General features: G+C 61.9%; 27 protein-coding genes. 19 read left to right on the top strand and 8 right to left on the bottom strand.

What is annotated here, in order from left to right; translation table 11 throughout:
• Positions 1 to 431 precede the first annotated feature (431 nt).
• Positions 432 to 2,336: a molecular chaperone DnaK gene (gene dnaK / locus JP75_RS15550; RefSeq protein WP_035084665.1), complete on the bottom strand. Its 1,905-nt coding sequence runs from the start codon at positions 2,334 to 2,336 to the stop codon at positions 432 to 434.
• 258 nt (positions 2,337 to 2,594) lie between these two features.
• A complete protein-coding gene (locus JP75_RS26595; protein WP_035084662.1) occupies positions 2,595 to 2,927 on the bottom strand; it encodes a hypothetical protein in 333 nt (110 codons plus the stop codon).
• A gap of 240 nt (positions 2,928 to 3,167) precedes the next feature.
• Between JP75_RS26595 and pabB the strand changes: the two genes are divergently transcribed.
• Together pabB and pncA are read left to right on the top strand one after the other, a co-directional pair.
• Positions 3,168 to 4,934: an aminodeoxychorismate synthase component I gene (gene pabB, locus JP75_RS15540; RefSeq protein ID WP_035084658.1), complete on the top strand. Its 1,767-nt coding sequence runs from the start codon at positions 3,168 to 3,170 to the stop codon at positions 4,932 to 4,934.
• Complete coding sequence (pncA, locus tag JP75_RS15535; protein ID WP_035084655.1) at positions 4,931 to 5,563, top strand: bifunctional nicotinamidase/pyrazinamidase; 633 nt, start codon at positions 4,931 to 4,933, stop codon at positions 5,561 to 5,563. The genes pabB and pncA overlap by 4 nt, the downstream gene beginning before the upstream one ends.
• 212 nt (positions 5,564 to 5,775) lie before the next feature.
• Here pncA and grpE read toward each other — a convergent pair whose 3' ends face one another.
• Positions 5,776 to 6,357, bottom strand: a complete 582-nt coding sequence (gene grpE, locus JP75_RS15530; RefSeq protein WP_035085102.1) for a nucleotide exchange factor GrpE — start codon at positions 6,355 to 6,357, stop codon at positions 5,776 to 5,778.
• 80 nt (positions 6,358 to 6,437) lie between these two features.
• The gene (gene hrcA, locus JP75_RS15525; protein WP_035084652.1) at positions 6,438 to 7,517 is read right to left on the bottom strand and encodes a heat-inducible transcriptional repressor HrcA; all 1,080 of its coding nucleotides are present in this window, start codon (positions 7,515 to 7,517) and stop codon (positions 6,438 to 6,440) included.
• 139 nt (positions 7,518 to 7,656) lie between these two features.
• Between hrcA and rph the strand changes: the two genes are divergently transcribed.
• The 4 genes from rph to hemW all read left to right on the top strand — a co-directional run bounded on the left by rph (position 7,657) and on the right by hemW (position 10,525).
• Positions 7,657 to 8,373, top strand: coding sequence for a ribonuclease PH (rph, locus tag JP75_RS15520; protein ID WP_035084649.1), 717 nt, complete (start codon positions 7,657 to 7,659; stop codon positions 8,371 to 8,373).
• The gene (locus JP75_RS15515; protein WP_035084646.1) at positions 8,370 to 8,561 is read left to right on the top strand and encodes a hypothetical protein; all 192 of its coding nucleotides are present in this window, start codon (positions 8,370 to 8,372) and stop codon (positions 8,559 to 8,561) included. The genes rph and JP75_RS15515 overlap by 4 nt, the downstream gene beginning before the upstream one ends.
• A complete protein-coding gene (locus tag JP75_RS15510; RefSeq protein WP_035084644.1) occupies positions 8,558 to 9,202 on the top strand; it encodes a non-canonical purine NTP pyrophosphatase in 645 nt (214 codons plus the stop codon). Before JP75_RS15515 ends, JP75_RS15510 begins: the two co-directional genes overlap by 4 nt.
• Before the next feature lie 168 nt (positions 9,203 to 9,370).
• Positions 9,371 to 10,525, top strand: coding sequence for a radical SAM family heme chaperone HemW (gene hemW, locus JP75_RS15505; RefSeq protein WP_035084643.1), 1,155 nt, complete (start codon positions 9,371 to 9,373; stop codon positions 10,523 to 10,525).
• On the opposite strand, the gene JP75_RS15500 is transcribed toward hemW, so the two are convergent.
• Positions 10,522 to 11,769, bottom strand: a complete 1,248-nt coding sequence (locus JP75_RS15500) for a penicillin-binding protein activator (RefSeq protein WP_051960768.1) — start codon at positions 11,767 to 11,769, stop codon at positions 10,522 to 10,524. The two genes, hemW and JP75_RS15500, sit on opposite strands and share 4 nt — an antisense overlap.
• A gap of 82 nt (positions 11,770 to 11,851) precedes the next feature.
• Between JP75_RS15500 and rsmI the strand changes: the two genes are divergently transcribed.
• The 6 genes from rsmI to JP75_RS15475 all read left to right on the top strand — a co-directional run bounded on the left by rsmI (position 11,852) and on the right by JP75_RS15475 (position 15,313).
• Positions 11,852 to 12,739, top strand: a complete 888-nt coding sequence (gene rsmI / locus JP75_RS15495) for a 16S rRNA (cytidine(1402)-2'-O)-methyltransferase (RefSeq protein ID WP_035084642.1) — start codon at positions 11,852 to 11,854, stop codon at positions 12,737 to 12,739.
• Positions 12,708 to 13,097: a YraN family protein gene (locus tag JP75_RS15490; protein WP_035084641.1), complete on the top strand. Its 390-nt coding sequence runs from the start codon at positions 12,708 to 12,710 to the stop codon at positions 13,095 to 13,097. The genes rsmI and JP75_RS15490 overlap by 32 nt, the downstream gene beginning before the upstream one ends.
• A gap of 108 nt (positions 13,098 to 13,205) precedes the next feature.
• Positions 13,206 to 14,147 (top strand): glutathione synthase, encoded by a 942-nt coding sequence (gene gshB / locus JP75_RS15485; RefSeq protein WP_035084638.1) that lies wholly within the window; start codon positions 13,206 to 13,208, stop codon positions 14,145 to 14,147.
• 21 nt (positions 14,148 to 14,168) lie between these two features.
• The gene (locus JP75_RS27375; RefSeq protein ID WP_152565867.1) at positions 14,169 to 14,423 is read left to right on the top strand and encodes a DUF4258 domain-containing protein; all 255 of its coding nucleotides are present in this window, start codon (positions 14,169 to 14,171) and stop codon (positions 14,421 to 14,423) included.
• The gene (locus tag JP75_RS15480; RefSeq protein WP_035084635.1) at positions 14,420 to 14,617 is read left to right on the top strand and encodes a DUF2283 domain-containing protein; all 198 of its coding nucleotides are present in this window, start codon (positions 14,420 to 14,422) and stop codon (positions 14,615 to 14,617) included. The genes JP75_RS27375 and JP75_RS15480 overlap by 4 nt, the downstream gene beginning before the upstream one ends.
• 63 nt (positions 14,618 to 14,680) lie before the next feature.
• Positions 14,681 to 15,313: a MarC family protein gene (locus JP75_RS15475; RefSeq protein ID WP_035084633.1), complete on the top strand. Its 633-nt coding sequence runs from the start codon at positions 14,681 to 14,683 to the stop codon at positions 15,311 to 15,313.
• Between the two features lie 4 nt (positions 15,314 to 15,317).
• On the opposite strand, the gene JP75_RS15470 is transcribed toward JP75_RS15475, so the two are convergent.
• Positions 15,318 to 16,160, bottom strand: a complete 843-nt coding sequence (locus tag JP75_RS15470; protein WP_035084630.1) for a glycoside hydrolase family 25 protein — start codon at positions 16,158 to 16,160, stop codon at positions 15,318 to 15,320.
• A gap of 179 nt (positions 16,161 to 16,339) precedes the next feature.
• On the opposite strand from JP75_RS15470, the gene JP75_RS15465 reads away from it, so the two are divergent.
• From JP75_RS15465 to JP75_RS25400, 3 genes are read left to right on the top strand one after another with little or no spacing between them, the layout of a single operon-like run.
• Positions 16,340 to 17,866, top strand: coding sequence for a YifB family Mg chelatase-like AAA ATPase (locus JP75_RS15465; protein WP_035084628.1), 1,527 nt, complete (start codon positions 16,340 to 16,342; stop codon positions 17,864 to 17,866).
• A gap of 21 nt (positions 17,867 to 17,887) precedes the next feature.
• Positions 17,888 to 18,340 (top strand): NUDIX domain-containing protein, encoded by a 453-nt coding sequence (locus JP75_RS15460; RefSeq protein WP_051960767.1) that lies wholly within the window; start codon positions 17,888 to 17,890, stop codon positions 18,338 to 18,340.
• 9 nt (positions 18,341 to 18,349) lie between these two features.
• Entirely contained in the window at positions 18,350 to 19,000 is a 651-nt protein-coding gene (locus tag JP75_RS25400; protein WP_051960766.1) for a DUF1294 domain-containing protein, read from the top strand.
• Between the two features lie 33 nt (positions 19,001 to 19,033).
• Here JP75_RS25400 and JP75_RS15450 read toward each other — a convergent pair whose 3' ends face one another.
• Positions 19,034 to 19,735, bottom strand: a complete 702-nt coding sequence (locus JP75_RS15450) for a helix-turn-helix transcriptional regulator (RefSeq protein ID WP_035084625.1) — start codon at positions 19,733 to 19,735, stop codon at positions 19,034 to 19,036.
• Between the two features lie 164 nt (positions 19,736 to 19,899).
• Entirely contained in the window at positions 19,900 to 20,910 is a 1,011-nt protein-coding gene (locus JP75_RS15445; protein WP_051960765.1) for an aldose epimerase family protein, read from the bottom strand.
• 133 nt (positions 20,911 to 21,043) lie between these two features.
• On the opposite strand from JP75_RS15445, the gene JP75_RS15440 reads away from it, so the two are divergent.
• From JP75_RS15440 to JP75_RS15425, 4 genes are all read left to right on the top strand, one after another.
• Positions 21,044 to 22,087 carry a LacI family DNA-binding transcriptional regulator gene (locus JP75_RS15440; protein ID WP_035084621.1) on the top strand — a complete coding sequence of 348 codons (1,044 nt, stop codon included), beginning with the start codon at positions 21,044 to 21,046 and terminating at the stop codon, positions 22,085 to 22,087.
• A gap of 90 nt (positions 22,088 to 22,177) precedes the next feature.
• Positions 22,178 to 23,641 (top strand): xylulokinase, encoded by a 1,464-nt coding sequence (xylB, locus tag JP75_RS15435; RefSeq protein ID WP_035084619.1) that lies wholly within the window; start codon positions 22,178 to 22,180, stop codon positions 23,639 to 23,641.
• Entirely contained in the window at positions 23,638 to 24,945 is a 1,308-nt protein-coding gene (gene xylA, locus JP75_RS15430) for a xylose isomerase (protein ID WP_035084616.1), read from the top strand. The genes xylB and xylA overlap by 4 nt, the downstream gene beginning before the upstream one ends.
• On the top strand, positions 24,945 to 25,388 hold the full coding sequence (locus JP75_RS15425) for a GNAT family N-acetyltransferase (protein ID WP_051960764.1): 444 nt from the start codon (positions 24,945 to 24,947) through the stop codon (positions 25,386 to 25,388). Before xylA ends, JP75_RS15425 begins: the two co-directional genes overlap by 1 nt.
• Positions 25,389 to 25,395 lie beyond the last annotated feature (7 nt).

Raw genomic sequence — 25,395 nt, 5'->3', positions numbered from 1 at the left:
GTCGCGCTTTCCGCGCGCCCCGCTTAGGCAAGCCCTAACATTTGTCCCTAGATGGCAATCGACCCCACAACCCGCAAGGGGCCTGGGGTCGGCAAGTTTTAGGGCCGTGTTGGATGTGCTTTATCAAGAGAGCGCCAAAGGGGCAACTTTACTGACGCAGCCTCCGTGATTCACGTGGAACGTTTTGCGGTGATCGCCCCATCCACCGATCTCCCCTCGCCCCTTGAGGGAGAGGGACAGCAATTCTGCGTTCAGCAGAATTGCAGGGTGAGGGGTATCTATCCTCCGCAGAGGAGCTTGTAGGGGACACCGCAGGAATACCCCTCATCCGGCGCTGCGCGCCACCTTCTCCCGCAAGGGGAGAAGGGGGACTGACGCAATAAAAAAGGCCCAGTGTTTCCACCGGGCCCTTCTTCGAAAAATGACAAAAATTACTTCTTGTCGTCGTCCTTGACCTCTTCGAAGTCGGCGTCGACGACGTCGTCGTCTTCTTCGTCACGGGTGCCGTTGGCCTTGGCTTCGGCTTCAGCCTGGCTGGCCTTGTACATGGCTTCGCCGAGCTTCATCGAGGCCTCGGCCAGCGCCGAGGTTTTTTCCTTGATCACTTCGGCATCATCGCCATCGAGCACGGCCTTGAGGTCGTTGATCGCGGTTTCGATCGCGCCCTTGTCCTCGGCCGAAACCTTGTCGCCATAGTCCTTCAGCGACTTTTCGGTCGAGTGGACGAGCGATTCGGCCTGGTTCTTGGCTTCGACCGCTTCGCGCTTGCGCTTGTCGGCTTCGGCATTGGCTTCGGCGTCCTTCACCATCTTCTCGATGTCGGCATCGCTGAGACCACCGGAGGCCTGGATGCGGATCTGCTGTTCCTTGCCGGTGCCCTTGTCCTTGGCCGAGACGTTGACGATGCCGTTGGCGTCGATGTCGAAGGTCACTTCGATCTGCGGTACGCCACGCGGTGCGGGCGGAATGCCGGCGAGGTCGAAATTGCCCAAGAGCTTGTTGTCGGCCGCCATTTCGCGTTCGCCCTGGAAGACCCGGATGGTCACGGCCGACTGATTGTCTTCAGCGGTCGAGAACGTCTGGCTCTTCTTGGTCGGAATCGTGGTGTTGCGGTCGATAAGGCGGGTAAAGACGCCACCGAGCGTTTCGATGCCGAGGCTAAGCGGGGTCACGTCGAGCAGCAGCACGTCCTTGACGTCGCCCTGCAGCACGCCGCCCTGAATGGCAGCACCAAGCGCAACGACTTCGTCGGGGTTGACGCCCTTGTGCGGTTCCTTGCCGAAGAGCTGCTTTACGGCTTCCTGCACCTTGGGCATGCGGCTCATGCCGCCCACGAGAACGACTTCGTCGATCTGCGATGCGGAAACGCCAGCATCCTTCATGGCCTGCTTGCACGGCTCGATGGTGCGCTGGATCAGGTCATCGACCAGCGATTCGAGCTTCGAACGGCTCAGCTTGAGGGTGAGGTGTTTTGGGCCCGAAGCATCTGCCGTGATGAAGGGCAGGTTGATTTCGGTCTGGGTCGACGAGGACAGTTCGATCTTGGCCTTTTCGGCAGCTTCCTTGAGGCGCTGCAGAGCGAGCTTGTCGTTGCGCAGGTCGATGCCCTGCTCTTTCTTGAACTCGTCGGCGAGGTAATCGACGAGACGCATGTCAAAGTCTTCGCCGCCGAGGAAGGTGTCGCCATTGGTCGACTTCACTTCGAAGACGCCATCGCCGATTTCGAGAATGGAAACGTCAAAAGTACCGCCGCCAAGGTCATAGACCGCGATGGTGCCGGAATTCTTCTTGTCGAGGCCATAGGCGAGCGCAGCCGCCGTCGGCTCGTTGATGATGCGCAGGACATCAAGACCGGCAATGCGGCCGGCATCCTTGGTCGCCTGGCGCTGGCTGTCATTGAAATAGGCGGGAACGGTGATGACGGCCTGGGTGACGGTTTCGCCGAGATAGGCTTCGGCGGTTTCCTTCATCTTCTGCAGAACCATGGCCGAGACCTGGCTCGGCGAATACTTGTCGCCCGAAGCCTCGACCCACGCGTCGCCATTGTCGGCGGCCACGATCTTGAAGGGCACGAGGTTCTTGTCCTTGGCCACGACCTTGTCGTCATAGCGACGGCCGATCAGGCGCTTGACTGCGAACAGGGTATTTTCGGGATTGGTGACGGCCTGGCGCTTTGCCGGCTGGCCGATCAGGCGCTCGCCATCCTTGGAGAAAGCGACCATGGACGGGGTGGTCCGGGCGCCTTCGGCATTTTCGATCACTTTGGGATTGCTGCCGTCCATAACGGCGACGCAGCTATTGGTTGTACCGAGGTCGATACCAATGACTTTTGCCATAAAACTAGCCTCTCTTTACAGCGAACCCACTCATGAAGCCCTTTTTGCAAAGCAGCCTCTATGCCCATAGGGCCGGGTCCCTCGTAGGTTGATTTGCCCGTTCTCGGGCCTCGGGGCGTATATAGGGGGGTGCGCTTGGGGCTTCAAGCGCGTCTGGGGCCAGAAATGCCCAGAAATGCCTTTGCCGGAAAGAAAGGCGCCGCCCCTTGCGAAAAGGCAGCGCCTGCCGGAAATCAGTCGGTGATCGCCAATGACCGATCAATCGGTAATTGTGTAGGAACCGAGTTCGCAGATATCGATGCCGGGCTCGATCAGCTCCGCGCCGCTGTCCATCACGAACTTGAAGTCATAAAGGCACTGGTCCGAACCATCGCCGATGGTCACGGTGCCATTATAGCCGGATTCAAGCGTGCCGGTTTCGCCCAAGAGATCATAGCCCCAACTGTCTTCATTGCTCGGCGTCGTATAAAAATAGTGCAGCGCCTGCGAGCTCTCGTTGATCAGCGTGAACTCGACATTCTGTGCCGCGGCCGGCGCGACGCCAGCCACAAATGCCAGGGCGGCAAAAGCGCCCAGCAGTTCGGTTTTCATTTGGAATTGCCCTCACACCGGGCGCCCCTGCGCCCGGACGCCACTATCTGCCATGCCGCAATTTCCCCGCCAAGGGGCGGTGCTCGGGCGATTTCATTATTGCCCGGACCAAACCTGGGCACCCAAGCCCAGCGCCTCCCTCCCCCTTGTGGGGAGGGAATGAGGGTGGGGGTGTCGGCAATCGCAAAAGGGCGAAAATCCCCCTTCGCCCCTCGATGCAAACCCACTAAAACCCCCATCATGTTTTCATCAGGCACCGTGCTCCTCCACGACAATCTTTCCCCCCACGGCCAGAGCCGCCTCTTTTCCGAGCCGAAAGAGGTGTTTTGTGCCTTTGATGCCAATGCCGCGCGCGCGGCCCTGAAGCGCATCGCCGAGGCGGGAAAAGAAGGTCTCTGGGCCGCCGGCTATTTTGCCTATGAGCTCGGTTTTCTGTTCGAGGAGCGCCTGGAGAAATTCCTGCCCGAGCGCAGCAAAACGCCCCTGCTTTGGTTCGGCCTCTATGACGCCCCAAAACCCTTCGCCGACTTTCCTGAGAGCCGGGAGGGCACCGCCGAAAACCTCGCCCCCTCAACAAGCTTCGCGGACTATGCATCTGCCTTTGACGCTGTAAAAAACTACATCGCAGCCGGCGATACCTATCAGGTCAACCTGACCTTCAAGGCCAGTTTCCAGCTCTCCGGCTCCCCCCTCGGCCTTTACCGGCGCCTCGCCCAGAGCCAAAAAACCGCCTATGGCGCCTATATCCACGCTGGCGACCATTTTGTCCTATCGCGCTCCCCCGAACTTTTCGTCTCGGGCACGGGCGACATGCTCGCCGCTCGCCCGATGAAGGGCACCCTTCCCCGCGCCCCGCTCGCGAGCAAAGATGCCGCCGACCGTGCCGCCCTCGCCAATGACGAAAAGAACCGCGCCGAAAACCTGATGATCGTCGATCTCTTGCGCAATGATCTCGGCCGCATCGCCGAAATCGGCTCGGTAGAAGTGACCGACCTCTTTACGGTCGAAACCTATTCCACCCTCCACACCATGACCTCGGGTATTTCAGCCAGGCGCCGCCCCGACGTCACCATGCTGGACGTGTTGGAAAACCTCTTTCCCTGCGGCTCGATCACCGGCGCCCCAAAACTGCACGCCATGGAGATCATCCGCGAAGTCGAAACCTCGCCGCGCGGCCTCTATACCGGCTCCATCGGCTATATCGCGCCCAATGGTGATTTTGCCTTCAACGTCGCCATCCGCACCGCCGTCATCGATGCTGACGGCAATGGGGAAATCGGCATAGGCGGCGGCATCGTCGCCGACAGCGAAGCCCAGTCCGAATATGAAGAGGCCCTGCTCAAATTGCGCTTCCTCAGCGACCCTGCCCCGCCGGTCACCCTGATCGAAACGCTAAAATGGTCACCTGAAGAAGGTTTTGTCCTCCTCGGCCGCCACCTCGCCCGGCTTCTCGCGTCCGCTGCCTATTTCGGCCTCCCCGCCGACGCCGCCGAAGCCACCACGCTCCTTCTCGCCGAAAGCGCAAACTGGACCGCCCCCATGCGCGTCCGCCTCACCCTGTCGGAAACCGGCATCGAGATATCAGCCGTCCCCCTGCCGCCAAACCCCGAAAAATTCCGCTTCATCATCGCCAGCGAAACCCTCGCCTCCACCTCGGTCTGGCTGGCCCACAAAACCACGAACCGCGCCTTTTATGACCAGCCCCGCATCGCCGCCCACGACACGCTCGGCGTCGACGAAGTCGTCTTCCTCAACGAGCGTAGCGAACTCACCGAAGGCTCCATCACCAATCTTTTCCTCCAGCGCGGTGGCAAACTTCTTACGCCCGCCCTCTCCTCCGGCCTTCTCCCCGGTACGCTCCGCGCTGAACTCATCGAAACCGGCGAGGCCCAAGAAGCCATTCTCACCCTTGCCGATTTGCATTCCGCCGATGCAATCTTCCTCGGCAATTCCGTGCGCGGCCTCCTCCGCGCCGAGTTTTTCCAACCGGAGAAGGCCGCCTCATGACCCCCATCACGCCCGAAGACGTGCTCGTCGTCGTCGATGTGCAATATGACTTCCTGCCCGGCGGCAATCTGGCCGTTTCCGGCGGCGACGAAATCGTGCCGCTGATCAATGCGCTCGCCAAAAAATTCAAAAACGTCGTCTTCACCCAGGACTGGCACCCGGCCGACCACATTTCCTTCGCGAGCAATCACCCCGGCAAAGCCCCTTTCGAAACCGTGGACCTCGACTACGGCACGCAAGTCCTCTGGCCCGACCACTGCGTCTGGGCCACTCGTGGCGCTGAACTTTCAAGCGATCTCGACATCCCCCACGCCCAGCTCGTCATCCGCAAGGGTTATAACCGCGCCATTGATTCCTATTCCGGCTTCCAGGAGGCCGACCGCGAAACCCTTACGGGCCTTGCCGGCTATCTCAACGAACGCGACGTCGGCCGTCTCTTCATCGTTGGCCTCGCCACCGATTTTTGCGTCGCCTGGACAGCTCTGGATGGTGCCGCCGGCGGATTTGACGTCACGGTTATTGAAGACGCCACGCGCGCCATCGATGCGAATGGCTCGCTCGAAAAAGCCTGGGCTGATTTGGCAGAGGCCGGCGTCGAGCGCATCATGAGTCGCGAAATTCTGGGCTAAGCTGACACAGGAGCCGTCCCAGTAGCCCTCATGGTGAGGTGCCCCGGGTTTGACCCGGGGCCTCGAACCACGGGGGGCGTGGCACCGGTCTCCACTCGCCCAACCTCGCCCTTCGAGGCTGCGCTTCGCTCCGCACCTCAGGATGAGGTTTTCAAAGTATCAAAACAAAAAGGGCGCCTCGCAGCGCCCTTTCCCAAAGAACCAAAAAAGAATCAGACGTTCTTGTCGACGCCCTCGGCCACCGGAGCCGCCCCGCCACCCTTGGCGACACCCACCATGGCCGGCCGCAGCACGCGCTCGCCAATGGCAAAGCCCTCTTGTACCACCTGCACAACCGTACCTTCCGGCACATTCGGGTTCGGCACTTCAAACATGGCCTGATGCTTGTTCGGGTCGAATTTCTGGCCCGCCGCTTCGATCGGCTTCACGCCGTGCTTGCCCAAGAGGCGCTGCATTTCACGCTCGGCCAGCTCCAGCCCTTCGATGAGGCTCTTGAGCGTGCCTTCGGCAGTCGCCCGCGTTTCCTCGGGGATCACCAGCAGCGCGCGGCTCAGCGCGTCGGTGGCGCTCAGCATGTCGCGGGCAAAGCCGGCAATGGCGTAGGAGCGGGTGTCCGCCACATCGCGCTCGGTGCGCTTCCTGAGGTTTTCCATCTCGGCATGCGTGCGCAGCACGCGGTCCTTCAGCTCGGCATTTTCCGCAAGCAGGGCCTCGACGGGATCGACTTCCGGCGTTTCGGTGGCCGGGATTTCGGTCTCCGGCGTTTCGCCCTGGGCGGCGTTCTCGTCGCTCATCATTTCTGCGTGGACCTCAGTAGTAAAAGTTTCGCCCCGCATATCGGCCAATACGGAGCGTATTTCAATAGTTCAACACTTCAGGGGCGTTTCCGTGCCATCAGCCGCGTCAGCACATTGGCGGTATAATCCACCACCGGCACGATCCGCGCATAGTTGAGCCGCGTCGGCCCGATCACCCCAAGCACGCCCACCACCTTGTCATTGGCATCCTTATAAGGCGAGAGAATCACCGAAGAGCCTGAGAGGGAAAACAGCTTGTTTTCCGAGCCGATGAATATCCGAACCCCCTGCGCCTTTTCCGCGTCGCCCAGCAGCTCCAGCAGCCCCTCCTTGCTCTCGAGCTCATCGAAAAGCTGCCGCATCCGCTCCAGCTCATCGCTCGCCATGGCGTCATTGAGCAGGTTCGCTCGCCCCCGCACGATCACCCGCGGCGCCGTCGCTGGCGAGTCCTGCACCAACGTCGCAATCCCGTCGTCCACGAGCTTTTGGGTGAGTTCATCCAGCTCAGCCCGCTGTTCCGCCCGCCGCTCATCCAGCGCTTTTCGCGCCTCCGACAGCGTCCGGCCGACAACATAGTGCGCTAAATAATTACTCGCCTGCTGCAGCGCCGCCGCCGTAAAGCCCGGCGGCAGCTCGAGAATGCGGTTCTCCACCTGCCCATCGTCGCCGACCAGAATCGCCATGGCCCGTGAATTATCGAGCCGCACGAATTCCACATGCCGCATCACCATGTCGGCCTTGGTGGCAATCACCAGCCCCGCGCCCTGGCTGAGCCCGGAGAGCAGCGAACTCGCTTCCGTAAGCAGGTCCTCCACCTGCCGCCGCCCAGCATGGCCTTCGATGTGCTGGGCAATGCTGCGTTTTTCGCTCTCATTGACCGCGCCGACCTCGAGCATGGAATCGACGAAAAACCGCAGCCCCTGCTGCGTCGGCGCGCGCCCCGCCGAAGTATGCGGCGCCGCAATCAGTCCCAGATCCTCAAGATCGGCCATCACATTGCGCACCGAAGCGGGCGAGAGTTCCGTCTGCAAAAGTTTGGAAAGATCGCGCGACCCCACCGGCAGGCCGGTATCGAGATAGCGCTCCACCAGCCGCCTGAAAATTTCCTGGCTGCGCGAATTGAGGACGCTCAAAAATTCGTCGTGCGGGTGGACCATGATGTTTTGAATGAAACTTTTGGCTTTAACCTTGCTCCCTCATTTAAGCGTTCAGTGCAAGGGCGGTAAGCGGCGCGGCGCTTGTTCCGCGCGGCTAGGAAGGTTAAGAGGCGGTAAATAGGAAAAAAGAGACCAAAGCATGCGGCCTTCCGGACGCGCCCCTGATGCAATGCGGGCTGTCACCATCGAGCGCAACGTTGCCATGAAAGCCGAAGGCTCCTGCCTCATCGCTTTCGGCAATACCAAAGTGCTCTGCACGGCTTCGGTTGAAACCAGCCTTCCCGGCTGGCTGCGCGGCAAGGGCCAGGGCTGGGTCACCGCCGAATATGGCATGCTGCCCCGCGCCACCGGTACGCGCACCCGCCGCGAAGCCACTGCCGGCAAGCAGTCGGGCCGCACGCAAGAAATTCAGCGCCTCATCGGCCGCTCGCTCCGCGCCGTCGTCGATCTGACCGCGCTCGGCGAATCTCAGATCACCCTCGATTGCGACGTGCTTGAGGCCGATGGCGGCACCCGCACCGCCTCCATCACCGGCGCCTATATTGCGCTGGCCGACGCGGTAAGATGGCTTGAGGAACGCAAACTGACCAAGGGCCCGGTGCTCAAGGAATCGGTCGCCGCCATTTCCTGCGGCATCTATCGCGGCGCCCCCGTGCTCGATCTCGACTATCTCGAAGACGTGGAAGCCGAAACCGACGCCAATTTCGTCATGACCGGCTCGGGAAAATTCGTCGAAATCCAAGGCACCGCCGAAGGCGCCCCGTTTGATCGCGAAGAGCTCAACGCCCTGATGAACCTTGCCGGCAAGGGCATTGGTGAACTCACCGAGTTGCAGAAGGCCGCGCTTGCCGCATGAGCATTTTCGATCTCCTGAAGAAGAGCCCCTCCGGCGTTGCGCAGAAGAAAAGCGCGGCGGACCCCTCGCTTCCCCTCCCTCTCGGGGAGCGGGCGGATCGCGCGAAGCGCGAGACGGGTGAGGGTGCCTTTCAGGCGGCAAACTGCGCCATCTGGAACGACATTCAACGCGCGCTGGAGTCCAAATGACCATCCCCAAACTCCGCCGCGGCGACCGTCTTGTGCTTGCCACCCACAACGCCGGCAAGTTGAAAGAATTCCAGGAGCTTTTCGCTCCCTTCGGCCTTGAGCTGATTTCCGCTGGCGATCTCGGCCTGCCCGAGCCCGAAGAAAACGGCACCACCTTTGCCGAAAACGCCCGCACCAAGGCCCATGCCTCGGCCAAGGGCGCCAATATGCTGGCGCTCTCCGACGATAGCGGCATTTCCGTCGATGCGCTCGATGGCCAGCCCGGCGTCTACACCGCCGATTGGGCCGGCGTGCCCCGCAATTTCACCAATGCCATGCAGCGGGTTCAGGACGAATTGCTGGCCAAGGGCGCAACCGCACCCGCCGATCGCACCGCCGCTTTCAACGCCACGCTTTGCCTCGCCCATCCCGATGGTCGCGACGTGCTCTATGTCGGCAAGTGCGAAGGCATTCTTATTTGGCCGCCCCGCGGCACCCAGGGCCATGGCTACGATCCCATGTTCCAGCCAAACGGCTACGACATCACCTTTGGCGAAATGTCGCCCGAGCAAAAGCATTCCTGGTCACCCGGCGAGCAGGGCCTTTCCCACCGCGCCCGAGCCTTTGCCCAATTCGTGGAGAACCAGATTGAACAGAGCTGAGAGCTCTTTCGCACAATCTGACCTCCCCCACCGGGCTGCCCTCGGGCTTGACCCGAGGGTCACTTTAGACGCCCCCGCAGCTGCGGTGCTTGCCGCGCTTGGCCCTCGGGTCAAGCCCGAGGGCAGCACGGAGCTTTTGGCGGGCAGACAGCACGCGAGTCGATCAGCATGAGCAATCCCAACGACCTGTTCGGCGTCTACGTGCATTGGCCGTTCTGCGCGGCCAAATGCCCCTATTGCGACTTCAATTCCCATGTTCATCGCGGCCCCTTCGACGAAGACGCCTTCGTTGAAGGATACAAGAAAGAGATCGCCCATATGGCGAGCCTCTCTCCGGGCCGTCTCGTGCAATCGATCTTCTTCGGCGGCGGCACGCCCTCGCTGATGTCGCCAAAGGCTGTCCAGACCATTTTGGACACCATTGCCGGCCACTGGCAGATCGACAGCAACGCCGAAATCACCCTCGAAGCCAACCCGACCTCGGTCGAAGTCGACCGCTTCAAAGGTTTTCGCAGCGCCGGCATCAACCGCGTTTCGCTCGGCGTCCAGTCCCTGCGCCCCGGCCCCCTGGCCGAACTCGGCCGCCGCCACACGGTCGAAGAGGCAGTCGCCGCCGTTCGTATCGCCCAGTCGGTTTTCGATCGCTCAAGCTTTGATCTCATCTACGCCCGCCCCAAGCAGACGCTTGAGGATTGGGAGGACGAATTGAAAGAGGCCATCTGGCTGGCTCGGGGTCACCTCAGCCTCTACCAGCTCACCATCGAGCAGGGCACGCGCTATTTTGACCTCTTCAATGCCGGCAAATTGCAAATGCCGGACGAAGATTTGGGCGCCGATTTTTATGAGCTGACTCAGGAATTGACCGCCGCCGCTGGCATGCCGGCCTATGAGATTTCCAATCACGCCGTGCCCGGCCAGGAATCTCGCCACAACATGCTCTACTGGCGCTATGGCGAATATGCCGGCATCGGCCCAGGCGCACATGGCCGCCTGCTGCTGAACCACCAGCGCCACGCCACGGCCACCGAAAAAATGCCCTTCGATTGGCTCAAGCTCGTTAACGAGTTCGGCCACGGCATGACCACCGACGATGTCCTCACCTGGGAAGAGCAGGGCGACGAATACCTCGTCATGGGGCTTCGTCTCAAGGAAGGCATTTCCCCTGCCCGCTTCATGTCCATCTCCGGCCGCACCATCGCCGAAAAACAGATCGAAGCGCTCAAGGGCTATGGCTTTGTGGAAACGCTGCCCAACGGCAATATCCGCGTGACCGAAAAGGGTTTTCCGGTTCTGGATGCCGTCGTCGCGGACCTGGCCGCCTAAAGCTTCGCCCCATCCACGGTCGTCGCCCCTCCGGCGCCGACCTTCTTTATGACCAGCGCATATTCCGACCGGCCATTACCGAGAAACCGGAACGCCCCATCCCGCCCATTGAATCCTGAAGCGCCGGTAAGAAGCCCCGGATTATACGGCGGCGTGGCCATGGACAGCGTATTCACATTGGCCAGGATCGTCGCCGTATAGGCAATCGTCGCCAGCGGATGCGGCCGCGATCCAAACTTGGCCTGATAATCCCCGGCAATCGCATTAAACCCGGCCTCATCGACCGCCGGATAAATCGCCCCCGCCAATCCCGGCGTCGAATTGATCGTAGCATCGCCCGCCCAGTCAGCCGACCCCACGATCTGCACCGCATCCCCCGTCACCCCGGCGCTAGCCAGCGCCGCGGCGAAAGCCGGCGCACTCGCCCGCTCAGGAATGAAGAAGGCGTCGATCATGCCGCGATCGATCGATTGCTTGGCCTGCGCCACGATCTGCGCCGCTTCACCCGGTCCCGAAAAAGTGTAAACCGCCGGCGGCCCAAACCCGGCCGCCACTGCCTGCTGCCGAAACGCCGTCGCCAACGCCTCGCCATAAGGCGTCGCCGGAAAAGCCCCCGCCAACCCGCGCCGCCCCTGTGCCTTCACATAGGCCATGGCGCGCTTCATCTCCATTTCCGGCAAGACCGAGAGCAAATACACCCCCTGCCCCGCCGCGCTGGCATTATTGGAGAACCCGATCAGCGGTACCCCGGCGCTCCGCGCCACGCTGGACACCGCCACCACCTGGTCGCCCTTGAGCGGCCCAAGGATCAGCTTCGCCCCACCCGCCACAGCCGCATTTGCCGCATTCGCCGCGCCGGCCGCACTGTCTCCGGTATCGCGCAGCGTGATGGTGATATTTTCCGCAATGTTTGGATTGGCCTCGACAAAGGCGATCGCCAGTTTCGATGCATTGGCGAGGGACGTTCCAACGGCCGCTAGCGACTGATCCCCCGAAAGCGGCAGCAGCAGCGCCACCGGCACCGGCCCGCGCCCAAACACCTCGCCACCCGATTGCGGCATCTGTACCGGCATCAGCGATCCGCCGCCGCTATTCCCACCACCGACATTGCCAGCCGGTTCACCCCAGCCCAAAGTGCGCGAACCGATCTGAAAAGTGCCCGGCGCGCACGAGGTCAAAGCCATCCCAAGCGCGAGCGCAAAAACGCCGCGCCGCCATTTGGCATTTACCTGACCAAAACCCATGAAAGCGGTCCGAGATGCTCACAGTCTGTTAACAAACTGCCCTCATTTCGTTAAGCAAGTCTCAACCCGAGGAGCTTCCGGCGTGTCCGATATTTTGGCCCAATATTTCATTGCCGGCTCGCCCTTTAGCGCCCCGCCGCTTAGCCCCGGCCTCTATGTCGTCTCGACCCCCATCGGCAACCTGCGCGACATCACCATCCGCGCCTTGGAGACGCTTTCCGCCGCCAGCATCGTCCTTTGCGAAGACACCAGAACATCAGCAAAACTCCTCGACCACTTTGGCATCCGCGGAAAACGCCAGCCATTACATGAACATAACGAGCGCGCCCGCGCCGAGGAAATCGTCTCCCGCATCGCCGCTGGCGAGGCCATCGCCCTGATTTCAGACGCCGGAACCCCCCTCCTCTCCGACCCCGGCTTCCCCCTCATCCGCGCCCTGGCCGAAGCCAATCTCCCCGTCTTCCCCATCCCCGGCGCCTCCGCTCTTTTGTCCGCCCTCGTCGTCGCCGGCCTCCCGACAGACGCCTTCGCCTTCCACGGCTTCCTGCCCCCCAAATCCGGCGCGCGCGCTAACGCCTTGGCAAAGCTGGTGGATTCACGTGAAACACTAGTCTTTTACGAAAGCCCCCGTCGCCTCGACGACACACTCGCCGCCATGACCGAAGTCTTTGGCGACCGCCAAGCCTCCGTCAGCCTCGAACTGACCAAGCGGTTCGAGCGCACATTCCGCGGATCCCTAGCCGAACTCGCCGAAAAATTCGCAGGCGAAGAAACCAAGGGCGAGGCCGTCATCGTCGTTGCCGGCGCCGATGAACCCAGCGCCCCTGCCGCCGAAGACTGGCAGGCCGCTCTCGTAGAGGAAATGGCCGATAACCCCATGCGCACTGCAGTCGATGAAATCGCCGCCCGCTATGGCTTGAAGCGCAAGGAGGTTTACGATGCCGCCCTCGCCCTCAAGGCCCAGCAATAAAAGGCAAATTGCCGAACGCGGTGGCCAGCGCGGTGAAGCGCTGGCGGCGCTTTTCCTGCAATTGAAATTCTATCGCATCCGCCATCGCCGCTACAAAACCCCGATCGGCGAAATCGACCTCGTCGTCGAACGCAGCGGCACCATCGCCTTCGTGGAGGTGAAAACGCGCGCTCACCATCTGCTCGAAGCCGAAGCCCTCGAAGCGGTAAACACATCGCGCATCGTCCGCGCCGCCGAGCATTGGCTTGCGCGCCACCCGCGCGAAGCGGAAAAGACCTGCCGCTTCGACGTAATTTTCCTTGCGCCCGGTCGCTGGCCGCGCCATCTCATCAACGCGTTCGATGCGGACTATTCATGAGACCTCATGGTGAGCTTGTCGAACCACGAGGTCGGGGAAACCGGCGGTGCCACGGCCCCGTCCTTCGACACGCTCAGGATGAGGCCTACTGATATGCCAGGGACAAAAATGCTCAAAGTCGCCGTCCAGATGGACCACGTCTCCACCATCAATCCGCGCGGCGATTCCACCTTCGCCATGATGCTCGAAGCCCAGGCCCGCGGCCATGAACTCCTGCACTACACGGCCGATACCCTATCCCTCCGCGACAATATCGTCACCGCTCTGGTTCAGCCGATCACGGTGACGGACGCCGAAAAGGGCCAGCATTTTACCCTCGGCGAAGCCAAGCGCGTCGACCTCTCGACGCAAGATGTCCTGCTCATGCGCCAGGACCCGCCCTTCAACATGAACTACATCACCATCACCCATATCCTGGAGCGTCTGCATCCCAAGACGCTGGTGGTGAACCCGCCCTCCGCCGTGCGCAATGCGCCCGAAAAAATCCTGGTGACCGATTTTCCGCACCTGATGCCGCCGACCCTGGTGACGCGCGACCGCCCGGAAATCCACGCCTTCCGCAAGGAGCATGGAAACATCATCGTCAAGCCGCTTTACGGCAATGGCGGCGCCGGCGTCTTCTTCATCCAGGAAGGCGACCACAATCTCAATTCGCTGATCGAACTGTTCGAGCAGAACTATCCCGAACCCTTCATGATCCAAAAATATCTGCCGGATGTGAGGAAGGGCGACAAGCGCATCATCATCATCGATGGCGAACCCGTTGCCGGCCTCAATCGCATCCCGGCCGAAGGCGAAGCCCGCTCCAATATGCATGTCGGCGGTCGCCCCGAACTTTCCCCGCTCACTGAGCGCGAAAAGGAAATCTGCGCCGCCATCGGCCCGGCTCTGAAAGAGCGCGACATGATTTTCGTGGGCATCGACGTCATCGGCGACTATCTCACCGAGATCAACGTCACCTCCCCCACCGGCATCCGAGAAATCAAGCGCTTTGGCGGCCCCGACATCGCCGTCCTCATCTGGGACGCCATCGAAAAGCGCCGGGCCTAGGCGACCACGGAGTGCGGTGCGGTGACTAGAGAAATTGTCTACACCGCACACGCACTGACGGCGATGCGTGAACGCGACGTGCCTAAAGAGTGGGTCGAGCGAACTGTACTGCAGCCTGATTGGACCGAACCCGATCCGCGGGACCCCGCCGCCGTGAGGTATTTTCGTTCAATAGTCGAATGCGAAGGACGCCATCTGCGTGTGGTCCTGGTGCAAACGGACCAAAACACTCGTATATTGACTGCATTCTTGGATCGCGGTGCGAGGCCGAAATGAACAAGCCCACTGTGAGTTACGATAGCGAAGCCGATGCCGCCTATATTCGCTTCTCCACCGGCAAGGTCAGGGAAAGCGAAGAAGTGTCGGACGGAATCGTTCTCGATTATGACGAAGACGGGCATATAGTGGGCATGGAGGTCTTGGACGCAAGGCGCCATCTGCCCCCGCAACTCCTGGAAGAAGCGGCCTAGGCGCCGCTTGGCGACACCCCGCAAATCCCGTAAGTGTCAGCTTTGGGTTTTGCGGGGATATCAGTGGACACTTCGGCTTTTCTCGTCGCCTTCGCGACGCTTTTCGCGACTGTCGGCGTCGCCGATATCGCCTTCATCTTTGCCGCGCTGACCAAGGATCATTCGCCGGCGCAGCGCCGCCTCTTCGCCACGCGTGGCGTCGTCATCGCACTGCTGATTCTTTTGTTTTTTGCCTTCCTCGGCAATGCGATCCTCGAAGTTTTCGGCATCACAATTCCGGCGCTGCGCACCGCGGGCGGCGTGCTGCTGCTGCTCATCGCCATCGACATGGTCTTTGCCCGCCATTCGGGTGGCACCGGTACGACCGACGAAGAAGAGAGCGAAGCCCGCCACGCTCACGATATTTCGGTGTTTCCCCTCGCCATGCCGCTGCTTGCCGGCCCCGGCGCCATCAGCGCCGTCATCCTGCTGACGACCGGTGCCGATTCGGATGCCGAATTCTGGCTGGTCATCGCAGCCATCGTGGTCATCCTGTTCCTCGCGTGGCTGACCCTGCTCGTCGCCATCCCGATCCAGCGCCTGCTTGGCCTGACCGGCCTTTCCGTGGTTTCCCGCGTCGTCGGCATTCTGCTCGCGGCCCTCGCCGTGCAGTTCGTCTTCGACGGTATCAAGGCTTCGGGTCTCTTGGGCGGCTGAAAAACTATTTGGCGAACTGACAGCGTCCCGTGGGCGCCAGCGCGGCAATCGCCCGCGGATCGCAGCCCGTGGACAGGAACATCAGCCAGTCATTGGTCGAGCCGTAGAAGACATTGCGGTCGACCTCGCCGCGCACGCCCGGGACAACGCCGGTCTGGGTATACTGCCAGAAGGTCCAGGGCCGGTTTTCATAGCGCTCATGCGGCTCTGCGGCGGTCGAGCGCAGCCAAAAAGTGTTCGGAAAATATTCGCCCGCGAGTATATCGCGGTGGAAATTCATGTCGGTATAGATGATCGGCAATTTGCCGGTATGCCGCTCCATCACGTCGAGCATCAGCCGGATTTTCTCGAGCGCATCGGCCTTGTTCGGCTTGGACTTGCAGCTCGAATGATTGTTCCATTCGAGATCGAGTACCGGCGGCAGGGCGCTGGGATCGGCCGGCACGTTCTGCACGAACCAATTGGCCTGTTCCGAAGCGAGGGAACACCAGGTCATGAAATGATAGGCACCGCGCGGCATGCCTGCGTCGCGCGCCCGCTGCCAATTGGCGCGGAAATTAGGATCGACATAGTCCTTGCCTTCGGTCGCCTTCATGAAGACGAAATGCGTGCCGGTCTCGCGCGCCCGGACGAAGTCGACATTTTCCTGATAGCGCGCCACGTCGATGCCCTGCACCGGCATGGTCCGCGCTCGATCGACCGCCTTGTGTGGACGATTGTCACCCGGAATGGCGCCATAAAGCCCGCCGCCGGTGGCGCAGGCCGCCAGGGCCGTGACCGCCAAGCCCATCACGGCATTGCGCAATAGAGCGGAAACAGAGGCGGGCAAACGGAAGGCGCGGGCCATCAACAAACTCGGGTCACAAAGACGAACTGAGCCTTTGATTCAACATGGCGCGGTTAATGGAAGTTTAGGGTAACCAATGTGGCAGCCTGCATGGTTAATAGACCATTCTTTGTTCGCTCTCCGTTCTTGACTCAGGTCATGCTTCTGCTAGCGTTGCGAGGGGTTTGGGGGCAATCCACATGGTGACGCGCGTCGCGACGGTGGCGTTCCAGGGCATCGAGGCGGTGCCGGTCGATGTGCAGGTGCAGATTGCGCCGGGCCTCGCCAAATTTTTAGTCGTCGGCCTGCCGGACAAGGCAGTGAAAGAGTCGAGCGAGCGCGTCCGCGCCGCCCTCGTTGCTTCCGGCCTTGGTCTGCCGCCGAAACGCATCACCATCAACCTGGCGCCCGCCGACCTACCCAAGGAAGGCAGCCACTATGACCTGCCGATTGCGCTTGCCCTGATGGCAGCTATGGGCGCCATCCCCCAGGACGCGCTGGATCGTTTTTTGGTGCTGGGCGAACTGGGGCTCGATGGGCGCCTTGCCCATGTCGATGGCGTCCTCCCAGCCGCCATCGCCGCGGCCTCGCGCGATCTGGGCATCATCTGCTCTACCGCCTCAGGACCAGAAGCTGCGTGGGCCAATGACGAGATCGACATCGTTGCCGCCGATAGCCTCCTGGCGCTTGTCAATCACCTCGTCGGCCGCCAGTTGCAGGCGCGACCCAAGCCGGCTCGGCAATTGATAGATGCCTCCGCCCTGCCCGACCTCGCCGATGTTCGCGGCCAGACCATCGCCCGGCGCGCTCTGGAGGTTGCCGCTGCCGGCGGTCACAATCTCCTCTTCGTCGGCCCGCCCGGTGCCGGAAAATCCATGCTGGCGGCTCGCCTGCCCTCCATCCTCCCGCCGCTCAGTCCCCGCGAACTGCTGGATGTATCGATGATTCAGTCGATCGCGGGCGAATTGGCCGGTGGCGCGCTCTCGGATCGGCGTCCCTTTCGCGCGCCGCATCATTCGGCCTCCATGGCTGCCCTTGTGGGTGGCGGGCTAAAAGTACGGCCGGGCGAAGCAACCCTCGCGCATAACGGCGTCCTTTTCCTCGATGAACTGCCCGAATTCGGCCCCAGCGTCCTCGATAGCCTCCGCCAACCGCTTGAAAGCGGGGAAACCGTCATTGCCCGCGCCAATGCGCGCGTAACCTATCCCAGCCGCTTCCAGCTCATCGCCGCCATGAATCCCTGCAAATGCGGCCTCGCCGGCACGCCGGGCCATATCTGCAAGCGCGGCAATGCCTGCGCTGCCGACTATCAGGCCCGCGTCTCCGGCCCCTTCCTCGATCGCATAGATATCCGCATCGACGTGCCGGCCGTTTCCGCCAGTGACATGATCGGTGCTGCCGGCGCGGCCGAGCCCTCTTCCACGGTGGCCAAGCGCGTGGCTGCCGCCCGCGAGCGCCAGCGCCAGCGCTATGAGGCCGCCGGCGTCCCCGAAATTCTCACCAATGCCGCGGCCGGGGCTACCCTGATCGAAAAGCTGGTCCAGCCAGACATCGAAAGCCAGACCCTGCTGCTGCAGGCCGCCGAACGGTTCAATCTTTCGGCCCGCGCCTATCACCGTGTCCTAAAGGTTGCCCGCACGCTTGCCGATCTTTCCGGGGTCGATAAGGTGGCCCGGCCCCATATCGCCGAGGCCCTGAGCTACCGTCTCAATTTCGGCGCCGCCTGATTTTCCGGAGTTTTTGTTCCCATGCAACACCGCATTTCCGCCGGCGTTCTTGCTCTGCGCGACGAAAAAATCCTGCTCGTGCGTCATTTTCGGCCCGGCAAGCACGATTTCTGGGCCGGCCCGGGCGGCGGCGCCGAAGGCGCTGAGGAACTCTGGCAGGCGGCCGAACGCGAGGCTTTTGAGGAAACCGGCCTGCGCGTCAAGGCGCGCTCCATGGCCTATATCGATGAGCTGGTCGACGACTGGGGCCGCATCGTCAAATTCTGGTTTCTGGCCGACTATGTCTCGGGCGAGATCGACGTCTCGGCCAATCCGGCCGAAGGCGAAAGCATCACCGAAGCCGGCTGGTTTTCGCGGGAGAACCTGCCGCAAGGCCATGTTTTTCCGGAAGTTTTGCGCGATCGCTTCTGGGACGATCTCAAGACGGGATTTCAGAGCCCGGTAAAACTCCCGCTGCGCCAGTCGATTTTCTAGGAGAAGATCGTGCGGCGCGGAGAGCTGGTGCAGTGGAACGACAGTCGTGGCTTCGGGTTCATCCTCGCCGATGACGGCGAGCGCTATTTCGTCCACATCTCCAATATCGGCCGCATCGCCACCCGGCCGCGCGATGGTGACCTTGTCTCATTCAGGCCCGGCAAATCCAAAGACGGTCGGCTGGAAGCAAAATCAGTCACCATTCTTGGTGCCAACCCAAAACCAACTCTTGCCCAACTGCGACGCGGCACCGAGGAGCCCGTCAGAAGCACGTGGCGATTGCCTGTTGCCGGCCTCTTTGCCGCGCTGATTGTGCTCGGGCTTGCTCTCGGCCATCTACCCCTGCTGCTCGCCGGCCTCTACGTCATCGTCGGGCTGCTGTCCTTCGCAGCCTATGCAAACGACAAGCGCTTCGCCGAAAGTGGGCAATGGCGCATCAGCGAGGCCACTCTGCTCGGCCTCGACCTCTGCTTTGGCATTGTGGGCGGGCTGCTTGGCCAGGAGGTTTTCCGGCACAAGACGCGCAAGGAAAGCTATGTCGGGACAACGATGTTCCTCGTCGGCGTCCACCTGCTTTGGCTTCTTGGCTTTGCTGCAGGCTTTATCCGGGTCGAAGAGCTTTCTGGCCTCGTCACCGAACTTGTCAGCGCCTTCCGCTAGAGGCGCACTGTTTCACGTGAATCCGTAGGGCGCTCAGGCCTCGCTGTGCCGGCGATCCCGCGACCAGCTATCGCGCCATTCCCGCTCCAACACGGCCCGGCGTTTGCCAAAACGTTCCTCGGTGATAACGAGGTTGACGATGCGGTCGGTGCGAAAATTGCGAAAATCCTGGCGCAGCAGGCACCAGGCGGCGATGGTCTGCTTGCCTTCGTAAAAGGCAAGGCCCACCGGCCAAAGGGTTCGCGAGGTTGCCCGCCCCTGCTCGTCTTCATAGTCGATGGCCACGGCGCGCTCCTGACGCATGGCGAGGCGAATGTCGCCCAGCACCGGAATAGGCTTGCGCCCGCCCCATATGGCCACGGGCCAGAGCGCCGTATCGCTGATCCGGTCGCGAAGATCTTCCGGCGAGGCGGTCGCGATCTTGGCCAGCGCATTGCGCGCGGCTGCGCCGAGGCCATCGTCCGGTTGCGTCTCCACCCATCTGGCGCCCAGCACCAGCGCCTCCAGCTCTTCGGGCGAAAACATCAGCGGTGGCAGGAAAAAACCGGGTTTCAGCATATAGCCGATCCCCGCCTCGCCATCGATCGGCGCGCCGAGGCCAATCAGGGTCTGGATATCGCGATAGAGCGTGCGCACCGAAACGCCCTGCTCCTCAGCCAGGGCCGCAGCGGTAATCGGCCGGCGATGGCGCCGCAGGGCATCCATGATGGCGAAAAGCCGTTCGGTCTTGTCCATGCATTCCCCTCCCGCAAAGGCGAATCTGGTGCCAGATTCTTGTCCTTGAATCCATGCCTAAACATGAATTTTGTTCATGTTTTGATCTTGTCAGGGAAAATGAAAAAGGCCGCATGATTCCGATCGGATCATGCGGCCCAAACCTTCGTACGCGTCAGAAGATGCTAGGCGATTTCGATATCGCACCAGTGGCTATAGGGGCGTTCCGGCGTGTGGATGATATTGGGGAAGTGCGGATTGTGCATGGCGTCGGCGAGATTCTGGTCTTCGAGGCAGAAGCCGGCATGCTTGCCATAATGCTTGCCGTTGAGGCCCGGCACCGGAATATCGGTCCAGACGCTATTGTAGACCTGCACGCCCGGCCGATCCGACCAAATCTTCAGGGTAAGATCCTTAGCTGGCGAAACAACCGTGGCGATCGGGTCGGCATGCTTGCGGCCGGTGTCGAGCACCATGCCGATATCATAATCGAGCGCAGCGCCATTGGCGTCGCGCATGGTGCGCGGCTGGCGAAGATCGTATTGCGTGCCGCGTGCGGGCAGGATGGCGCCGGTCGGCGCCAGATCGTCGCCGAGCAGCGTATAGGCGCTCGAATTGACCTGAATCGTGTGATCCAGCACGTTTTCGCTGGTGCCGAGATTGAAATACTGGTGCTGCACGAGACTGATCGGCGTTGCCCGGTCGGTCGTAGCGGTCAGTTCCAGCCGCAGCTTGTTTCCATGCAGGCTGTAGGTGGCGGCAAAATTGACATTGCCGGGATAGCCCATGGCGCCATCGGGCGAGAAATGAGTAAAGCGCACCGCATTATTGGCGCTATCGGCCTGGCCTGACCAGACCTGGCGGCCAAGGCCTTCGGCACCGCCATGGAGCTGCAATTCGCCGGCATTGGGCGGCAGCTTATAGGTGACGCCATCGACTTCGAAGCTGGCGCCCTTGATGCGATTGGCCACGCGCCCGGCCAGCGAACCGAAATGCGGGCTGTGTTCAGGATAAGCGGCAAAATCGTCGAAGCCGAGCACGACGCTGCGCTCGCCCCCGGCCACTGGCACGCGCCAATCGCGCACAGCCACGCCATAGCCGATGATATCGACGGTGACGCCGGTATCGCTTACCAGCCTGAACTGGTCGACGCGCTTGCCGCCATGTTCGCCAAAGGTCGAAACGTCGATGCCCATAGACAATCCCCTCAACTCTATCGGGGCGGAGCTTTAGCGCTATTTGCCCGTGCGGGGCAACGGCGCTCTTGACCTTTTGGAACGCTCCGCAAACTGTGCGACGAGACAAGAAGAAACCACTGCGGGGGATAGTGTGAGTGATGAAGCGGCTCGGCGGCGGGTAACGGTGCACGATGTGGCACGCGCGGCCGGCGTATCCCTGGCGACGGTCGACCGCGTTCTCAATGGCCGTCCGGGCGTGCGCGCAGCGACCACCGAAAGGGTCGAAGAGGCGATAAAGAACCTCGGCTTCTCCCGCGATCTCAATGCCTCCCTCATGGCTCGCTCGCGCGATCTGAAGGTGGTTTTCTTCATCCCCGATGGCTCCAATGAATTCATGGATTCTCTGGCCGAGGCCGTCACCCGCCGCGCCGGCCCGACCCTGGCCGATCGCATGCACCTGGAAACCCAGCGCATTCGCGCCCTCGATACCGGCGCCCTCGCCGCCGGCCTCGACGCGCTCGATCCCCGGACCTGCGATTGCGCCGTTATCGTCACCTCTGAAGAGCCCGATATTCTCGCCGCGGTCGATTCGGCCACCCGCCGCGGCATCGCCGTCATGACCCTGGTTTCGGATCTCCCCGGCTCCAATCGCCGCCATTTCATCGGCGTCGACAACGTCGCCGCCGGCCGCACCGCCGCCTCCCTCCTCGGCCGCTTTTTGCCTCAGGGAGGCCAGGTGGCCGTCATCGCCGGCTCGCTGCACCTGCGCGACCACCTCGAACGCCTCGAAGGTTTTCGCCAGATTCTTTCCGCCGATTTTTCGGATATCGAGCTGCTGGGCCCGCTGGAAGGCCATGATGAGCGCGGCGAAACCGAGGCGCTCGTTTCAAAACTGCTGGTCGAAAACCCAAGGCTTTCCGGCATCTACAATCTCGGCGCCGGCAATGCGGGCCTCGTCTCGGCGCTCAAAAATTCCGGGCGCGCCGGCAGGCTCCGCGTCATCGCCCACGAACTGACCGCGCCCACCCGCGAAGGCCTCCGCTCCGGCGCCATCGACGTGGTGCTCGATCAAAATCCCGATGGTGAAATCCGCGAGGCCATTGCCGCGGCGCGTTCCCTTGCTTTGGGCGCGGCGCGCCACGTTGCCACTGACCCCATTGAAATTGGCATTTTCCTGCGCGACAATCTGAGATAAGAAGACCGCCATTCCAACAGGGCGGGCCCGGAAACACGGGTGGGAGGACGATCCATTGCTTTGCAATCTCAAAATTGAGGTACGTGCCTCATGACCTATCTCGGCATTGATATCGGCACGTCCGGTGTGAAAGCGCTGCTCATCGACGAGCATGGCCGCGCTCTCGGCGAAGCTTCCGCCCCCGCGGTCGAGCCCGTGCGCCCGCATCCCGGCTGGTCCGAGCAAAACCCCACCGATTGGTGGACCGCCACGCTCGCCGCTATCGACAAGCTCAAGGCCTCGCACCCCACCGAGCTCGCTTCCGTCCGCGGCATCGGCCTTTCCGGCCACATGCATGGCGCGACCCTGCTGGGCAAAGACGACGAAGTTTTGCGCCCCTGCATCCTGTGGAATGACGGTCGCTCCGCCGCTGAATGCCTCGAAATGGAAGCCGCGCTCCCCACCCTGCGAGACCTCGCGGGCAATATCGCCATGCCCGGTTTTACGGCGCCCAAAATCGCCTGGGTCCGCAAGCATGAGCCGGCGATCTACGACAGAATCGCCAAGGTGCTCCTCCCTAAGGCTTACGTCCGCCTGCTTCTCACCGGCGAACACGTCGAAGACATGTCCGACGCCGCCGGCACGCTCTGGCTCGACGTCAAAAAACGCGACTGGTCCGACGATCTCCTCGCCGTAACCGGCCTCACCCGCGATCACATGCCCCGCCTCGTGGAAGGCTCCGCCCCCTCGGCCCAATTGAAGCGCGATCTCGCGCAGCGCTGGGGCATGGATGGCGCGGTCATCGTCGCCGGTGGCGCCGGCGACAATGCCGCGGCCGCCTGCGGCATCGGCGCCATTCGCCCGGGCGAAGGTTTTGTTTCGCTCGGCACTTCCGGCGTGCTCTTCGTCTCCAACGAAAAGTTCAGCCCCAACACGGCCGGCGCCGTCCACGCCTTCTGCCATGCCATCCCCGATACCTGGCACCAGATGGGCGTCATCCTCTCGGCCACCGATTCGCTCAATTGGCTCTCCCGCATCACCGGCAAGAAGCAGGCCGAGCTTTCCGGCGAAGCCGAAGCCCAGTTCACCGGCCCCGGCGAAGCGATCTTCCTGCCCTATCTCTCGGGCGAGCGCACGCCGCATAACAATGCCGGCGCCCGCGGCTCCTTCACTGGTCTCAGCCAATCGACCGATACCGCCCAAATGGCCCAGGCCGTCATGGAAGGCGTCACCTTCGCCATGCGCGATTGCCAGCGCGTCCTTGCCGATGCCGGCACGAAAATTGACCGCCTGCTCGCCGTCGGCGGCGGCTCGAAATCGGCGCTCTGGTTGAAGATGCTGGCGACCAATCTCGACATGGAAATCGCCCTCCCGGAGGACGGCGATTTCGGTGGTGCGCTCGGCGCCGCCCGTCTCGGCCTCTGCGCTGCCGAAGGCGCAAAACCCGCCGACGTCATGGCCATGCCGCCAATAAGAACAACCATTGCGCCCGACAAATCCCTGTCGGCCGCCTATTCCGATCAATATGCGCGATACCGCGCGCTCTATCCCGCCATCGAGGAGGCACGTAAGTGACGGATTTCTTTAAGGGACTTTCCCAGGTCAAGTTCGAAGGGCCGAACAGCAAGAACGCCCTGGCCTATCGCCACTACAACAAGGACGAAGTGATCGCCGGCAAGCGGATGGAAGACCATATCCGCCCCGCCATCGCCTATTGGCATACCTTTGCGCAGGAAGGCGGCGACCCCTTTGGCGGCCGTACTTTCGATCGTCCCTGGTTCGACAAGGGTCTTGAGGGCGCAAAACTCAAGGCCGAAGTGGCCTTTGAATTCTTCAACCTGATCGACGTGCCCTACTTCGCCTTCCATGACGTCGACGTGTCGCCCGAGGGCGCAACCCTCGACGAGAGCAACAAGAATCTCCGCGTCATCGGCGACATCATCGCTGCCAAGATGCAGGAGTCGGGCAAAAAACTGCTCTGGGGCACGGCCAATCTCTTCTCCAACCGCCGCTATATGGCTGGCGCCGCCACCAATCCCGATCCGGCCGTGTTCGCCTATGCCGCCGGCCAGGTGAAATCCGTGCTTGAGCTGACCCACGAACTGGGCGGCGAGAATTATGTGCTCTGGGGCGGCCGCGAAGGCTATGAAACCCTGCTCAATACCAAGATCGGCCAGGAACAGGACCAGATGGCCCGCTTCCTGACCCTGGTCATCGAGCATGCCGAAAAGATCGGTTTCAAGGGCCAAATCCTCATCGAGCCCAAGCCCCAGGAACCGAGCAAGCACCAGTACGACTACGACGTCGCCACGGTCTACGGCTTCCTCCAGAAGTACGGTCTCGAAAAGAAGGTGAAGTGCAATATCGAGGTCGGCCATGCCTTCCTCGCCGGTCACTCCTTCGAGCACGAACTGGCCGTCGCCTCGTCGCTCGGCATGCTCGGCTCCGTCGACGCCAATCGCAACGACCTTCAGTCCGGCTGGGATACCGACCATTTCCCCAACAATGCCGGGGAAATGGCGCTGGCCTTCTACTACATCCTCAAGCAGGGTGGCCTCGGCAAGGGCGGCTTCAATTTCGACGCCAAGGTGCGCCGCCAGTCGCTCGATCCGGCCGACCTGCTCCACGGCCACATCCTCGGCCTCGATACCCTCGCCCGCGGCCTCAAGGGCGCCGTCGCGCTCATCGAAGACGGTGAGTTCGACAAGCTGCTCGACGATCGCTATGCCGGCTGGAATTCCGGCATCGGCAAGGACATCCTCGGCGGCAAGCTGAGCCTCTCCGATATCGCCGCCAAGGTGCATGCCGAAGGTATCAATCCGCAGCCACGCTCCGGCCGCCAGGAATATCTCGAAAACCTGGTCAATCGGTTCGTCTGATGATCCGGGGAATCGAGCCCGGCGACCGGGAAGCATGGACGCAATTGTGGAAGGCGTATCTCGCCTTCTACGAAACCGTCCTTCCCGACGAGATCTATGCCTCGACCTGGTCGCGCCTCCTCGATCCCACTGAACCCACCTGGGGCGCCCTGGCGCTCCAGGATGGAAAACCAGTTGGGCTGGTGCACTGGATTTATCATCGCCACAACTGGACCATTGCCGACACCTGCTACCTGCAAGACCTCTTTGTCGCCCCCGAAGGCCGCGGCCAGGGTTTTGGCAGCGCTTTGATCGACCATGTCGCCGCCGATGCCACCGCCAAGGGCAGCTCGCGCGTTTATTGGCTCACCCACGAATCCAATGCCACGGCGCGCGCTCTTTACGACAAGGTCGCGCAGCGCTCGGGCTTCATTCAATACCGGCGGAACCTGCCGACCTCCTAGGACACTG

The organism is Devosia riboflavina (assembly GCF_000743575.1).
GTDB classification, from domain to species: domain Bacteria; phylum Pseudomonadota; class Alphaproteobacteria; order Rhizobiales; family Devosiaceae; genus Devosia; species Devosia riboflavina.
Note: the sequence above shows the minus strand (reverse complement) of the source record. Positions and strands in the feature narration are given on the sequence as shown.